Genomic DNA, 15,345 nt, shown 5'->3' on the forward strand with positions numbered 1-15,345 from the left:
CCCTGCCCTGAAACCCGTTGTGCGCAAGAGAAGGCGCCGACCCCGAGGCGCCGAGCCGACGCGCTGAGCATGCCCGGAGGTCGACGGTGTCCAAAGTCGAGATCGGAAGACTGGCCGGCGTGCTGCGCGCCACGCTCGGCGCGGAGCAGGTGATCGACGACCGGGCCCGGCTCCGCACCTACGAGTGCGACGGTCTGGCCCAGTACCGGGTGGTCCCGGCCCTGGTGGTGCTGCCACACACCGCCGAGGAGTGCGCCCTGGTCGTCCGGGCCTGCGTCGCCGCGAACGTACCGTTCGTGGCCCGGGGCTCCGGCACCGGACTCTCCGGAGGCGCCCTTCCGCACGCCGATGGCGTCCTGATCGTCACCTCGCGGCTGCGCGCCATCACGGAACTCGCGCCGGACGACGAGCGGGCCGTGGTCGAGCCCGGAGTGATCAACCTGGCGGTGACCCGGGCCGCCGCACCGCACGGCTACTACTACGCGCCGGACCCGTCGAGCCAGCAGATCTGCTCCATCGGCGGCAACGTGGCGGAGAACTCCGGCGGGGCACACTGCCTCAAGTACGGCTTCACCACCAACCACGTCCTCGGGCTCCAGGTGGTCACCCCGGACGGCGACCTGGTCCGGCTCGGCGGATGGGCGCCGGACAGTCCCGGGTACGACCTGGTCGGCGCCTTCGTCGGCTCGGAGGGCACCCTCGGGATCGCCACCGAGGTCACCGTACGGCTGGTCCGATCGCCGGAGTCGGTGCGTACCCTGCTTGCCGCCTTCCCCGGTACGGACGCGGCCGGCGCGGCGACCTCGGCGATCATCGCTGCCGGGGTGGTGCCGGCGGCGGTGGAGATGATGGACGCGCTCGCCATCGAGGCGGCCGAGGCGGCGGTGCACTGTGGCTATCCGGCCGGCGCCGGTGCGGTGCTCATCGTCGAACTGGACGGCCCGACCGCCGAGGTCGACGCCCAGTTCGCCCAGGTGGAGCGGCTCTGCCGGGACAACGCCGCGTTCGAGATCCGGATCGCGGCCGACGACGCCGAACGGGCACTGTTCTGGAAGGGCCGCAAGTCGGCGTTCGCGGCGGTGGGTCGGATCAGCCCGGACTACATCGTGCAGGACGGGGTCATCCCCCGGACCGCGCTGCCCGAGGTGCTGCGCCGGATCGGTGAGCTTGCCGCCGAGCGCGGGATCCGGGTGGCGAACGTGTTCCACGCCGGGGACGGCAACCTGCACCCGCTGGTCCTCTTCGACGACGCGATCGAGGGACAGGCGGAGCGGGCCGAGGAACTCTCCGGCGCGATCCTCGACCTCTGCGTCGCGTACGGCGGCTCGATCACCGGGGAACACGGCGTCGGGATGGACAAGGCGAAGTACCTGCCCCGGATGTACACCGACGACGACCTGGACACCATGCAACTGCTCCGGTGTGCCTTCGACCCGCGTGGGCTGGCCAACCCCGGCAAGATCTTCCCCACTCCCCGGCTCTGCGGCGAGGTGCCCGGCCGGCGCAAGGGTGCCCATCCACTCCAGGAGGCCGGTCTCGCGGAGGTGTTCTGAGCCATGCCCCAGCTCGACACGACGACGCAACTCGAGACGCTCCGGGCCGCGGCCTGCGGCGCGGTGCCCGTACAGGCCTCCGGCGGACACGACGACATCGGCGAGGTGGTACGCCCGGCGGGACCGGGGGATGTGGTCGGCGGCGTACCGGCCCGGCTCGTCGCCGCCCCCGGCTCGACCGAGCAGGTGGCGGCGGTGCTGCGGGCCGCCGCCGAACTCCGGCTCAGTGTGGTCGGCCGGGGTGCGGGTACCCGGCTCGACTGGGGCAACCCGCCCCGCACCCTCGACCTGATCCTGGACACCGGACGGCTGACCGGCGTGGTCGAACACGCCGCCGGTGACCTCATCGTGGTGGTCCGGGCCGGTACCCGGCTCGACGAGCTGCGCGACGCGCTAGCCCCGGCCGGACAACAACTCGCCCTGGACGACCCCCTGCCGGGCGCCACGGTCGGCGGGGCGACCGTCGGCGGGGCGGTCTCGGTGAACGCCAGCGGGCCGCGCCGGATGCTCTACGGCACCGTCCGGGACCTGCTCATCGGGGTCACGCTGGTGCGCGCCGACGGCGTGATCGCGCACGCCGGGGGCAAGGTGGTGAAGAACGTCGCCGGCTACGACCTCGGCAAGCTGGTGACCGGGGCGTACGGCACGCTCGGGCTGATCACCGAGTGCGCGTTCCGACTGCACCCGCTGCCGGCCGCTCGGGCGTACGTCGGTTGCCGCGTGCCGGGCGTCGGGGTCGATTGGATCGAGCGGGTGGGCCGACTCGCCGCCGCCGTGCTGCGCGCACAACTGGTGCCGAGCGCGCTGGAGGTCGCGGCACCGGCCGGCGGCGGATTCGAGGTGGTGGTGCTGCTGGAGGGCACCCCCGCCGGGGTCGCCGGCCGGGCCGAGGCGGCCCGACGAGTCCTCGGCGACGGGACGGTACTCACCGAACAGGCTCCCTCCTGGTGGGCGACGTACCCGTGGCGGGTCGGCGACACCGGGATCAAGCTCACCGGCGTGCTCTCCGGGGTGCCCGACCTGCTGGCCGCGGCCCGGGCGGCCGGTGACCGGCACGACACCCCGATCGACGTACGCGGCTCGGCCGGCACCGGAGTGCTCTACGCCGGGGTGCCGGGGGCATCCCACCCGGACCGGGTGGCCCGGATCCTCGAGGAGTTACGCGGGGCGGCCCACGAGGCCGGTGGGCACGCGGTGGTGCTGACCGCGCCGGCCGCGGTACGCGAGCGGGTCGACCTGTGGGGCCCGGTGGAAGGGCTGGAGTTGATGCGCCGGGTCAAGGCCCGGTTCGATCCCGACGCGCGGCTCGCGCCCGGACGCTTCGTGGGAGGACTCTGATGACGTCGCCCGATCCCCACCCGCCCGGCCCCGCCGCATCCGGATCTGCTGTGCCTGGGCCTGCCGTGCCTGGGCCTGCCGTGCCTGGGCCTGCCGTGCCTGGGCCTGCCGTGCCCGGGCCTGCCGCGCCCGGGCCCGCGTCGCCGAGCGGGACGCGACCGGCCAGCGTTCCCCGGGACGTGCTCGGCCTGCTCGCACCGGCCGCCGGTGGACCGGCCTTCGACGAGCACCGGCCGCCACCGGCCGAGCTGGTCGCCGACTGCGTGCACTGCGGCTTCTGCCTGCCGACCTGTCCCACCTATGTGCTGTGGGGCGAGGAGATGGACTCGCCACGGGGCCGGATCCATCTGATGCGGCAGGGTCTGGAGGGCGAGCCGCTCACCGACTCGATGGTCGGGCACTTCGACGCCTGCCTGGGCTGCATGGCCTGTGTCACCGCCTGCCCGTCCGGAGTGCGGTACGACACCCTGATCGAGAACACCCGGCAGCAGGTCGAGCGGCGGCACACCCGGCCCGCCCGGGAGCGGGCCCTGCGTGCCGCGATCTTCGCACTGTTCCCGTACCCGAAACGGCTCCGGATGTTGCGCGGACCGCTGCGGGCCTACCAGGCCAGCGGGTTGCGTCGGCTGGTCGCCCGGACCGGGCTGCTGCCCCGGCTCGCGCCCACCCTGGCCACCCTCGAGTCGCTGGCGCCCCGGCTGACCCGGGCGCCGAAGCCGCCGGACCGGGTTCCCGCGTACGGGCCGCGCCGGGCGGTGGTCGGGATGCTCACCGGTTGCGTGCAGAGCGCCTTCTTCCCCGGAGTGAACGCGGCGACCGCCCGGGTCCTCGCCGCCGAGGGATGCGAAGTGGTGATCAACCCGGCCCGGCAGGGCTGCTGCGGCGCACTGAGCGTGCACAATGGACGCGAGAAGGAGGCCCAGGAGTTCGCCCGCCACCTCCTCGACGCCTTCGCCGACACCGGCATCGACTACTTCGTGGTCAACGCCGCCGGCTGCGGCTCCTCCCTCAAGGAGTACGGCGAACTGCTCCGCGACGACCCCCGGTACGCCGACCGCGCCGCCGCTTTCGCCGCCCGGGTACGCGACCTCTCCGAACTCCTGGTCGAACTCGGCCCGGTCGCCCGGCGGCACCCGCTGCCGGTCAGCGTCGCCTATCACGACGCCTGCCATCTCGGACACGCCCAGGGGATCCGCACCCAACCCCGGGAACTGCTGCGGGCCATCCCGGATCTGGAACTGCGGGAGATCGCCGATCCGGAACTCTGCTGCGGCTCGGCCGGGGTGTGGAACGTACTCAACCCGGAGCCGGCGGCCCGACTCGGCGAGCGGAAGGCCCGGGACGTACTCGGCACCGGGGCGCAGCTGCTGGTGACCGCGAACCCGGGATGCCTGATGCAGATCGCCGCCGCCATCCCCCGGCTGGGCGGCAGCACCGAGCCCCGACCCGCCGGCTCCGGTGGGATCGCCCTGGCCCACACCGCGCAGGTGCTCGACGCGTCGATCCGGCGGCTACCCGTCGACCGCCTGCTGAGCTGAACCGGTGCGCCGGGTCAGCCCTGGTAGAGGCGGGTGGCGTACTGGGGGCCGTAGTACCGCTCCAGCTCCTCCAGGGTCTCCTCGGTCTGCTGGATGCGCTTGATGATCTGTGGGTGCGGCGGCAGCACCTCCGGATCCCAGGTCTCCGGGCGCCACAGGCCCGACCGCATGAAGGCCTTCGCGCAGTGGAAGAAGATCTGTTCGATCTCGACGACCAGCGCCAGCACCGGCCGGTGCCCCTTGACGATCATCTGGTCGAAGAACGGCGCCTCGCGGACCAGCCGGGCCCGGCCGTTGATCCGCAACGTCTCGCCCCGGCCCGGGATCAGGTAGACCAGCCCGACGTGCGGGTTCGCGAGGATGTTGAGGTATCCGTCGGCCCGTCGGTTGCCGGGGCGTTCCGGGATGGCGATGGTGGTGTCGTCCAGCACCAGCGTGAAGCCGGGCGGGTCGCCCTTCGGTGAGACGTCACAGTTTCCGTCCGCGTCGGCCGTCGCCACCAGACAGAACGGCGAGGCGGCCAGGAACTGGCGGTCGATCTCGTGCAGCCGCACCCGCTCCTTGGTCACCGCCTGGGCCTTCGGCTCGCCGAGCAGCTCGCGCAACTCGGTCGCAGACGTAACGTCCACCTGCTCCGTCGACGTCGCCATGCCAACCTCCCCCGTCGGATGTCCCTACCCAACCTACGACCGCCCCCGCCCTACGGTCACCCCCATTTCACGCGGGCCGAGACCCCGCTCGCGGTGGTGGCGCGGAGGTTAGGAAGGGCCCCTTCTTATACAAAAAGCGATAAGAAGGGGCCCTTCCTTACAGCTCAGAAGGTGATCAGCGGGTCACCGACCAGGTCGGCGACGAAGTTGACGAAGAAGAAGCCGAAGAAGAGGACGTTGGCGATGAGGAGTACGTAGTGCCAGGGGCGGGGCCGGGCGGGGCGGGGCAGTTTGCGGTTCAGGTAGATCAGCAGGAACGGGTAGAACAGCGCGCCCAGGTTCGACATGTTGGCCGACCACTGCACCAGATTGACCGGCACCGCCAGGTGCAGCACGATCGCGATGATCACCAGCAGCACCAGCATGAACGGGTAGTAGAACTTGCGCGGGTCACCCTCGAGCAGTCGCCGCAGCCGGGGACTGGTCCCGTGGGCCGCGTCGGTGCTCACCCGCACCATGCCCTCGAAGATGCCGAGCTGGGTGCTGAACAGGATCAGCACGCCGACCAGCAGCATCCCGTAGAACATCAGCGGCCCGTAGTCCGGTTCGAGCGCGGTGGCCACGAAGGTCGGTACGTCCGCCGCGGTCGGCACCGTGCCGGAGACCTGCACCGCGTGCGCCATCAGGATGGTGGGCAGCAGCATGCCGAGCATCGCGCCGACGAAGAAGATCCCCCACATGTCGGTGAGCAGCAGCCGGTACCACCGCTTCCAGCGGGCCGCGTTGGCGGCGTCGTCCGGGAAGGTGACCCCGGTGGCGAGCAGTTCCCGCCGCTCGCCACGCAACCCCGAGATGTAGCCGGTCCGGTGACCCATCCCGTAGCCCTTGTCCCGGTAGTGGCCCATCACGTACCAGTTCAGGCCGGAGGCGAGGGCGGTGAATCCGGCGAGCCCGCCGAGCTGGGTGGCGGTGATCCCCTCCGGCGGCGCGGCCGGGGTGACGAAGCCCCGGATGCCCTCCCACCAGATGTCCCACGGCACCACCAGTACGGCCACCACGAGGAGGACGACGAGGATCGTGCCGACCATCACCCAGTTGGCGAGTTCGAGGGCCCGGCTGATCCGTTTCGCCCCGGCGGCGATCAGGAAGACCAGCACCAGCAGGGCGATGGCCCAGAGCCGGGGTTCCTCCGCCCCGGACGGCGCGACCTCACCGTGGATCAGCGCGTACACGCCCTGGCCGGCCGAGGCCGCCCATCCCCCGGCGATGAACGCGAAGATCACCAGAAACACCGACACCGGTACCCAGAGCAGGTAGCCCGGCGGCACCCGGCCCCAGCCGACCACCGGAGCCTCCCCGGTGGCCATCACGTACCGGGAACACTCGACGTTGTAGAAGGTCTGCAGCACCGCCGAGATCAGGATGACCCAGCCGACGCCGACGAAGCCGAACTGGCCCACCGCCTGTGGGCCGAGCAACCACTCGCCGCTGCCGATCGAGATGCCGAGCGCGATCAGGCTGGGGCCGAGCGCGTACTTGAACAGCTCCCGTGGGCCGAGGCGACGGACCTTGAAGACCTCCTCGGGTTCGGGAAGGTCGGCCACGGCGAGCGGTGGACGGCTGGTACCGAGTTGGTAGGAGTGGACATCCGGGACTTGAGTTGCTTCCGCCATGATGCCTCCTTGGGAAGATCCCCCCGGGCATCAATCGTCATCCATCGGTAACCACCGCGCAATGATCGATGACCATCAAGATTGCTCCGTTCGCGCTGCCGCCCCGCTGTGCGGTATCCGACCTTCTGCCCGCGTCCCGAACGCGGCGTCGGCCGCTCGACATGGCGGTGAACATGAAATGCCTGGTCAGAGGGGTAATGGATGACCGCCGGAGTCCTAGATCTGACTGCGTCGGCGCCCTGGCGGGAGCAGCGTTGGAGCGAGCCGACCCGATCACATTCCGGGGCCGGGCGTCCGCCGGACAGGCCGGTCGACGCCCGGACACCAGCTGCCGCGGACCCCGTCACGACAGGGAAGTACGCCATGCCGTTGCAGCGCTACGACACGTCCCCCGTGCCCCGCCCGTCCGGACTGGTCCCGCCGGTCGCCGACCTCACCGGGGTCACCGAACTCCGGTTGCACGGGGTGGGCGGCACCACCCCGGAGAACCTGCTCAGTGACGCGGCACCACAACACGTCTCCGGCGACCGGATCGCCGGCTTCTACCGGACGGCGGACGTACGGGGACGACACGTCGAGGCGTACTCCTGGGGTGGGTTGACCTCGCGCAGCGGCGCCCGGGTGCTGTGGCTGCTGCTCTTTCCGTTCGCCCTGGCGAACGTGGCGGGTTGGATGTGCAGTCCGCGTACCCACGACAGCCCGGCACTGTTCCGGCTGCACCGCGCCGCGATGCGCTGGGCCGCACTCGGCCTCACCCTCAACCTCCTGCTCGTCGTCGCGATAACCGGGATGGAACTGCTCGGGTACCAGTGCGGCGGGCAGCCGCGGTGCGCCGACGACGGCTGGCCGGTACGCCTACTGCACGACCCGCTGCTCGCCGGGCACCCCGGCCGACGGCTCCTGGCCGGCACGCTCGCACCGCTCGCGGTGGTGATCCTGCTGGCGATCCTGTCGCTGCGCAGCATCCACCGGTACGAGGCGACCAGGCCCCGTCCACCGGGGGCCGGAGCGGCTGCCGATCCAGCACGCCGGTCCGGCAGCGCCGCCCGGTCCGGGGTGGGCCTGGCCGACCCGACGTTCTGGGACGGCCAACGCAGCGCCCTGGACCTGGGCCACCTGCACATCGCCGCCGGGTTGGCCTTCGTCGCGCTCGTCCTCACCCACACCACGGGAACGGCCGGCCGGGCGGCCGGGGCGCCGATCGGGGCCGCCGCCCTGGGCCGGGCCACCCTGGGCCTCGGCATACTGGTGCTGCTCGCTGCCCTGGTCGCCGTCGCGGCCCCGCACCGCCCGGCGGCCGTACCGCCCGTACTGCTCGGGCTGGGTGGCGCGGCCGTCTGTTGCGCCGGCTGGTACGCGGCGGTGCAACCGGCGTACGCCCAGCCGTTCGGCTACCTGCCCGGGATGCGTACGGTGGCCAGCCTGACCCTCGGCGGCGTCTTCCTCACCCTGCTGCTGGTCCTCGCGGCCGCCGTGCCGGGCGGCTGGCAGCGGGGGACGTTCGTGGTCTTCGGTCCCTTCGTCGCACTGGCACTCAGCGTGTTCGGGCTGAACGCGGTACTGCTGAGCATGATGACCCGGGTGGCCGCGGTGACCGCCGAGGTGTCGACCCGGGCCCACCTGCCCGCCGGACCGACCGGTCGAATCGAGCTGTACGTCCATCCGATCATCGGAAAGCTGGTGCACTACCTGACGCTGCTTCCGCTGGCACTGATCCTGCTCTTCGTCGGTTACGAGCTGTTCCACTACTGGCGGGCCGGCACGAACCGGGCCGAGCAGGCGCGGATCCGGGCCTGGTACCGCGAGCACGTGCCCCGGCCCGACGCCGAGCCGCACTGGCAGCGGAGCACGCTCGCCGACGAACGGATCGAACGGCAACGCCTCGCCTGGCTCTGGCTGACCATGCGGGGCGAGGGTTGGGAGGCGCGGATCGCCCGAGCCCGCCGGCTCGCCCGGGTCCCCCGCGACCTCGACAAGCTGCTCACCGCGATGGCCGTGATCGGCACGATCCTGCTGGCCGTCATCGGGGTGCGGTACTGGGTCTTCGACAAGCTGCCCTGGGGCACCCAGTGGACGCTCACCCTGGGCAGCTACCTCGCCGCCGGCATCCCGGTCGTGATCATCCTGGTGCTGCGGAAGGGCTGGCGGGACCTGCACAGCCGGCGTCGGATCGGCGTGCTGTGGGACGTGCTCACGTTCTGGCCGCGCGCGTACCACCCGCTGGCCCCGCCGTCGTACGCCGAGCGGGCGGTGCCCGAGTTGCAGCAGCGGCTGTGGCGGGTGCACGACAGCGGCGGGCGGGTGGTGCTCGCCGCGCACAGCCAGGGCACGGTGCTGGCCGCCGCCGCCCTGCTCCAGGCGGAGAACCGGCCGGACGACGACGTGGTCGCCCTGGTCACCTTCGGCTCACCGCTGACCACCCTGTACGGCTGGGCCTTCCCGGCGTACTTCGGCGAGCGGGTGCTGCGCCGGCTCACCACGGGCGACGACGGTGCGGGGCTGCTCGGCTGGCGCAACTTCCACTACCGGACCGACTACATCGGCGGCCAGGTCTTCCCGGCCGGTGACCCGTCCGGAGTCGACGAGGAACTGCCCGACCCGGTCACCAACTGGTACATCCACGGTCAGCCGGCTCCGGCCGCGGCTCGGCACTCCGGCTACTGGATCGATCCGTCGGTCTGGCGGGCCGTGGACGAGTTCGCCACGGCTGTCGCCGGGGCGCAGTCGATCCCCCGCCAGGGCCAGGGCCGGCCCGCGCTGCGCGAGGACGCGTGAGGTCGCGGACCGGAACTCGGGCTAGTCGGCAGCGCAGTGGGCGTACGACGGCACCGGCATGGTCACGGCGCGATGCGCAGCCTCCTGATCCGGCTGTCGTCGTACTCCTCGAACCGGAACTTCAGGCCGGCGAACGGACTGCCGGGGAAGTCACCGGTGATCGTGGCGGTCACCACGGTGCCGGCGGCGGTCTCCTCGACGTCGGTGATCTCGTAGCTGACCAGCGGAACGTCGCCGCGCCAGGCACGGATCGCGGCGATGCCGGTGTACTCCTTCCCCTCGTCGAGCACCACGGCGTCGTCGGCGAAGAGCCCGAAGTACGCCTCGGTGTCCGGTTGGGAGGCGAGCGCGAAGTAGCGGCGGACGATCTCGGGCCCGGGTGGTGCGCTGGCCATCTCGATGTTCCTTTCCTGGACCGGTCGGCCCAGCTCGGTAACCGGGCCGGGCCGACCGGACCGACATCCGGCGGACGCTGTCGATCCTGCACGACGCCTCCGACAGGCTCACCCGGTTTGCCGAATCCCCGCCGCACCGCCGTTACCCGCCGCACCTCCGTCCGCCGCCGCATCTCCGTCCGCCGCCCGGTCCGGAGCGTCGACCGTCGACGGCCGGGCGAACCGTCCGGCGACGGCCGCGGCCAGCAGGGCCGACAGGCCGGCGAACACGGCGAGCAGATGGGCCATCATCGCGGCGTCCTCGTTCCAGAGGATCAACTGGTCGCGGTCGAGGTGGTAGCTGGCCGCCGCCAGTACGGGGCCGACGACGGCCGCCGCGACGGCCACCCACACCGATCCGGTACGGCGGACGACCCGCACGCCGAGCACGCCGCTCAGGACGACGACGGCGAGCGCGACCGGCAGCACCGACACGAAGTGGTAGTCCAACGGCCCCAGGTCGGGCATGCCGAGGCGACCGAGGGTGCCGCGTAGTTCGCGTAAGGGCTCCAGACCCAGCGGCTCCACGATGCCGGCGTAGACCACGGTGCGGGGCACGAACAGCCCGAACCCCACGATGGCGGTCCACAACAGCGCGGCGTACCCGACGAGTCCACGGCCGACGGCCGGCAGTAGCGCCACCCCGCATCCGACGGCGATGCCGAGCGCGATGCCGCTGATCCCGGCCGACAGGGCGGCCTCCCGGACCTCCCCGCCGCCGGAGGACGACACCAACGGCAGTCCGGCGAGTGCTCCCACGGCGGCGGCCGGGACGGGGCTCATCCGGGCCCCCCGGGTCAGCCCGTACCCACCCGGCACGGCCGCGAGCGCCGCGACGACCGCGAGCGGCACCGCCATCGCCAGGAACCAGCCGACCAGGGTGACCGGGACCCCGGCCACCCGTTCGTTGCCGGCCACGAACACGCCGTCGAGTTCCAGCACCCCGACCGAGTCCGCGACGACGACCTGGCCGCTCGCCAGCGCCGCGCCCCCGGCCGCCGCGAGCACCACACCGATTCCGGCCCTGCTGAAGGCCATCCGCTCTCCCCCGCCATCCGGCCCGCCCGGCCGGACGGACGTCCGGACCTGTCTATCGAGATTGACCGACGTCGGCAAGGCCGTCGCGAGCCATGGCCGGAGCGGGGGCCAGCGCCGGAGCCGGGCCGGTCACCGCCGGAGCCGGGTCGTCCGCAGTGGAATCTCTGCCACCGGCGTCGGCGGTGAGCCAGCGATAGGCGCCGCTCGCGGCGGTGAGTCCCAGGCCCCAGGCCAGATACGCCGGCATCGCGACCCAGAAGAACCACAGCGGGTACGTCCCGTCGCCCGGATCCCACGTCCCGGTTACCGTCTCGACGGCCAGTTGACCGGTACCGACTCCGAAGTAGAGGGTCAGCCCGACGCCGAGTCCGAATCCCGGCCCGAGCAGCAACCAGCGGGGCACCCGCCGGCCGGCGAGCAACGGCACCCAGCGGGGGAACACCCGACCCCAGCGGTGCACCAGGGCCAGCGGGAGCAGCACTCCGGCGAGCAGGAACCCGGCCTCGAACACGATCACGGACGGCCCCGCCGGAAACGGGATGTCCGCCGTTCCGGCGGCGTACTGGGCGGCCAGCCGGACCAGGCAGCCGGTCACCGCCAGGTACCCCGCGATCCGGGCACAGCGGGGCGGATCGGTACCGGCGCAGGACCTGACCAGCGCCCCGATCCAGCCGAACGCCGGGCGGTCGTCCCGGCACCGCCGCCAGTACGCCCGCGCCGCCGCCCCGAGCAGCACTCCACCGGTCAGCGCACCGACCCGGCCCAGGATTCCGGCCGGATCGACCGGAAGGCCCAGCCCCGGAATGACCAGGCCGACCACGTCCAGCAGCAACAGCGGGCAGAGCAGCACGAGCGTGGCGCTTCCCGCCCAGCTCATCAGGGCCAGCGGCCAGTGCCAGCGGTTCGCGCGGGCGAGCGCGACCGCCAGCACCGCCGCCGCGCCGACCGGGACGACGGTGCCCCAGCCGGTGAGCGGGTAGAGATCGGATCCCAGCGGCGGAAACTCCGGAGCGTCGCCCAGCGCCCAGTGCACCCGCAGCCCCCCGTATCCGACCGCCCAGACCAGGACCACGTACGGCGCCCGGCCGCCCCGGTCCCGGTCGGCGCCGGCCCGTCGCGGCGGCCCCCCGGCCCGTCGCGACGGAACGTCGACCCCGTGCCGTCTCCCCGTCATGCGACCAGCCTGGCCGGTGTCGGCCGGACGGGAATCCCCCGCGCGACCGGTCGACCTCCCCCTGCGGAGGGAGGCACCGATCGTGGTGACCGCGGGACCACTGGGCCGGGCGGGGCGCGGATGGTCCAGTGAGACGGTCGAGAACCGGCATTTCGGACCCCGGCCGATAGCACGATCCCTAGCCTGGAGGTGCGGGTTTTCCGTTACGGGAGGGACCGAGCCGACCCATCGGTGGCCGAGATGCCTCATCGAGCCAGAAGAACGTCGCACGGTATCCAACGGTCCGAGCAGTGGGAACAGCCAACACCCCGGCGGATCGGTAGAGAATCTCGGGCCGCGCCCGCCGCGCTGCCGGTCCCCCGGCCGGCTCGGGCGCTTCTGCTCAAGGTCGTCGTCACGCTCGGACTGCTCGCCGCGCTGACCTGGGCGGGGCGGGCGCACCTGCGGATGGGGCGCCCCGACTCCTGGCTGCTCGCTCCGTTGGACGGGCTCGCCATCGCGATCGGCGGCGACGGGGCGCATCCGGTCCGGCAGCGGCTCGGGCTGCTCGTCCTCGCCCTGATCTGCTTCGCCGCGTGGCGGCACCACCGCCGGGTCCGGCTCGCGTACCGGCCCGGTCCGGTGGACGTGCACGAGTTCACCGACGCCACCCCGAGCCACGACGCTCCGGTGGACGACCTGAAGAGCCAGTTCTGCCAGCGGCTCTCCGAGACGCACATCTACCCCCCGTACGCCGGGCCGGCCGACCCGCCACCGGAGAGCTTCCTCGACGTGGCCAGCGGGGTGGACCCGAAGACCACCAACCCACTCGCGATGATCCTCCAGATGCTGCCCCGGCTCTGGCCGAAGGTCGGCTACCGGGTGACCGGGGTGTTGCAGGTCCGGGCCCAGGAGCCCTGCTACGGGGTGTCCGCCACCGTCACCTCGTTCCTGCACGGCGGCCGGAGCGCGATGACCACACAGTGGGGCAGCACCTGGGAGGAGGCGACCCGACGTACCGCGTACTGGGTGCTGGCGACGATCCTGCCGGTGACCCGGCTCGGTCGGGCCGCGCCGTGGCGCAACTGGTGCGGCCGGGAACTGCCGGCGGCCCTCTTCGCGGCGTACAACAAGGGCAAGGAGTCGCAGGACCGCCGGCAGTTCGACGACGCGCTCCGGTTCTACGGCGAGGCGCTGAAGCTCGACCCGTTCAACGCGGACCTGCGGATGATGGTCGCCAGCGTGCAGGAGGAGATGGGACTCTTCCTGGACGCCCTCGACACGTACCAGTCGGCGCTGGTGCTGCGCGAGCAGGGCGGCTGGTACGACGACCACATCTGGACCACCCGGACCGACCGGCTCCGCCACCTGCCCCGGCACGTGCTCGGCACGCTGCGCTACCTGCGGCGCCGACCCGACTCGATCAAACTCCGTTACCAGTACGCCTGCACGCTCGCCTACACCGAGCGGACCGTGCACCAGTGGTTCAAGCAGGACGGCGTCGGCGACCGGGAGAAGGTACGGCGACAGATGCGGCAACGCCTGGAGAAGGCATTCGTCGACCGGTACTGGCCGGTGGTGGTGACCTTCGCCGACGCGCCCGGTGAACCGGCCGCGAAGGAATGGCTGCGCCGGGTGCTGCGGGAGTTCCCGGAGGCCACCACCGTGGTGTTCCAGACCGTGGCGGCGCAGGAGTTGTACCGGCTCCGCGAGGACGCCGTGCTCGCCTGGTTCGTCCGGCGTACCCGCTCCGAGGTGACCCACTCCGCGTTGCTGCTGCTCCGCGACGTCTGGGCACCGTTGCGGCTGGCCAAGGCGTGGCACGACTGGGCAACCGTCGGCTGGCGACCGCTCCGGACCGGGCCGCTGGGACCGTTCGAGGTCGGGGGCACCCTGGCCGGTTGGTGGCGGCGCGGTCCCCGGAACAGGGCCGCGATCCTGATGCGGGAGTGGCCGTCCGGCGGCGTACTGCTGGATCGGGCGATCCGGCGGGCGCAGCGCCGACGGTGGCCCGCGCATCCGCCCCGGTCGTTCGACTTCTACAACGCGGCCTGCACCTACGGCTTCGCGCTCAAGGGGTACTTTCCCGATCCGGAACGCCGCCCGCCGGCCCACCTCTCCCCGGCCGCCCGCGCGCTCTGGCGGGGCCGCCGGCTGATCGCGGACGCGCTGCCGCTGGCCCATCCGCCCCGCTGGCACCGCCGCCCGACCCCGACGCCCGACGGGGGCGCGCGGCCGGTCCCCACTCCGGACGGGGGCGGCGCCCGGCCGGTGCCGCAACCGGCCGGCTCGACCCGGCCGGCGGATCCGGAACCGAGCCCGCACCCGCTGCCACCGCCGGTCGCGCCGCTGGTGGAGAAGGCGGTCGAGCAGCTCCGCGCCGCGCTGGCCTGCACCGAGAGCGGGGTCGCGGCGGACCGGTTGCGCCGGTGGATCCTGAGCAGCGAGCCGGATCTGGCGCCGTTGCGCCGGTTACAGGATTTCGGCTACTTCGAGGAGGAGGTGTATCCGAGCCTGACCCTCGTCTTCCCCCGCCCCGACAAGGTGATCAACCTACGGATGTCGGCGTACGCGCAGGAGTTGGTCTGCCAGGGCGCCGTACTGCTGGAACAGACCTGGCACGACCGGGCGCTGCCGCCGCAGACCGCCGACCCGCATCTGCTGATCCGCTGGCTGGACCTGGACGCCGAGACCTGGGACACGCTCTGCCGGATCGCCCTGGACCATGCCCGCTACTGGCGGGACCGGGCCGAGTTCATCCGTCTGCTGCGCCGGGCGGTCGACCCGATCCGGATCGCCGAGGCCCGGTTCCCGCCGGAGATCCCGCGCTTCGACGACCTGGTGCTCTCCGGTGCGGACCGGCTGGTCGGCGACGGCACCCGGCCCGAGGAGAACGTGGAGCGGCTGGCCCGGCTCAACATCGCGCTGGTCGACCGGAAGCTCAACGCGATCTACCAGGCCGTCGCCGAGCACGCCGGGGACGGCAGCCTGCGGGCCCGGCGCCGGCTGGCCGGAATGGACTACCGGGGCGAGCCGCTGCGCGGCGACGAGACCCTGGCGATCTGCACCCGGCAGGCCGGCCGCTGGCACCAGGTCGCCGAGCGGATGCGGGAGAACGGTCCGGTGGTGGACGTCAGCGGCCTCGGCATCCTCGAACCCCGCGCCTGACGGCCCGTCGGCTCAGCGCCCCGAA

General features: G+C 72.6%; 10 protein-coding genes. 5 read left to right on the plus strand and 5 right to left on the minus strand.

From position 1 onward, the window contains the following. Nucleotides 1-86 precede the first annotated feature (86 nt). The 3 genes from ACFP2T_RS17045 (at nt 87) to ACFP2T_RS17055 (ending at nt 4,429) form a co-directional block, all read left to right on the plus strand. Entirely contained in the window at nt 87-1,553 is a 1,467-nt protein-coding gene (locus ACFP2T_RS17045) for an FAD-linked oxidase C-terminal domain-containing protein (protein WP_377422552.1), read from the plus strand. A 3-nt stretch (nt 1,554-1,556) separates the two neighbouring features. Beyond that, nucleotides 1,557-2,891 (plus strand): FAD-binding oxidoreductase, encoded by a 1,335-nt coding sequence (locus ACFP2T_RS17050; RefSeq protein WP_377422554.1) that lies wholly within the window; start codon nt 1,557-1,559, stop codon nt 2,889-2,891. 110 nt (nt 2,892-3,001) lie between these two features. Beyond that, nucleotides 3,002-4,429: a (Fe-S)-binding protein gene (locus ACFP2T_RS17055; RefSeq protein ID WP_377422556.1), complete on the plus strand. Its 1,428-nt coding sequence runs from the start codon at nt 3,002-3,004 to the stop codon at nt 4,427-4,429. Between the two features lie 14 nt (nt 4,430-4,443). On the opposite strand, the gene ACFP2T_RS17060 is transcribed toward ACFP2T_RS17055, so the two are convergent. Together ACFP2T_RS17060 and ACFP2T_RS17065 are read right to left on the minus strand one after the other, a co-directional pair. Continuing rightward, nucleotides 4,444-5,079 (minus strand): pyridoxamine 5'-phosphate oxidase family protein, encoded by a 636-nt coding sequence (locus ACFP2T_RS17060; RefSeq protein WP_377422558.1) that lies wholly within the window; start codon nt 5,077-5,079, stop codon nt 4,444-4,446. A 164-nt stretch (nt 5,080-5,243) separates the two neighbouring features. Next, on the minus strand, nt 5,244-6,752 hold the full coding sequence (locus tag ACFP2T_RS17065; RefSeq protein ID WP_377422560.1) for an Nramp family divalent metal transporter: 1,509 nt from the start codon (nt 6,750-6,752) through the stop codon (nt 5,244-5,246). Nucleotides 6,753-7,115: 363 nt separating this feature from the next. Between ACFP2T_RS17065 and ACFP2T_RS17070 the strand changes: the two genes are divergently transcribed. Beyond that, nucleotides 7,116-9,527, plus strand: a complete 2,412-nt coding sequence (locus ACFP2T_RS17070; RefSeq protein WP_377422562.1) for a hypothetical protein — start codon at nt 7,116-7,118, stop codon at nt 9,525-9,527. 62 nt (nt 9,528-9,589) lie between these two features. Here the strand turns inward: ACFP2T_RS17070 and ACFP2T_RS17075 are convergent, their stop codons facing one another. The 3 genes from ACFP2T_RS17075 to ACFP2T_RS17085 form a co-directional block, all read right to left on the minus strand. Then, entirely contained in the window at nt 9,590-9,922 is a 333-nt protein-coding gene (locus tag ACFP2T_RS17075; RefSeq protein ID WP_377422564.1) for a nuclear transport factor 2 family protein, read from the minus strand. A gap of 108 nt (nt 9,923-10,030) precedes the next feature. Next, complete coding sequence (locus ACFP2T_RS17080; protein ID WP_377422565.1) at nt 10,031-10,999, minus strand: hypothetical protein; 969 nt, start codon at nt 10,997-10,999, stop codon at nt 10,031-10,033. 52 nt (nt 11,000-11,051) lie between these two features. Further along, the gene (locus ACFP2T_RS17085; protein WP_377422567.1) at nt 11,052-12,173 is read right to left on the minus strand and encodes a hypothetical protein; all 1,122 of its coding nucleotides are present in this window, start codon (nt 12,171-12,173) and stop codon (nt 11,052-11,054) included. A 240-nt stretch (nt 12,174-12,413) separates the two neighbouring features. On the opposite strand from ACFP2T_RS17085, the gene ACFP2T_RS17090 reads away from it, so the two are divergent. Beyond that, complete coding sequence (locus ACFP2T_RS17090; RefSeq protein ID WP_377422569.1) at nt 12,414-15,320, plus strand: tetratricopeptide repeat protein; 2,907 nt, start codon at nt 12,414-12,416, stop codon at nt 15,318-15,320. Nucleotides 15,321-15,345 lie beyond the last annotated feature (25 nt).

It is taken from the genome of Plantactinospora solaniradicis (assembly GCF_042658085.1).
Classification (GTDB): domain Bacteria; phylum Actinomycetota; class Actinomycetes; order Mycobacteriales; family Micromonosporaceae; genus Plantactinospora; species Plantactinospora solaniradicis.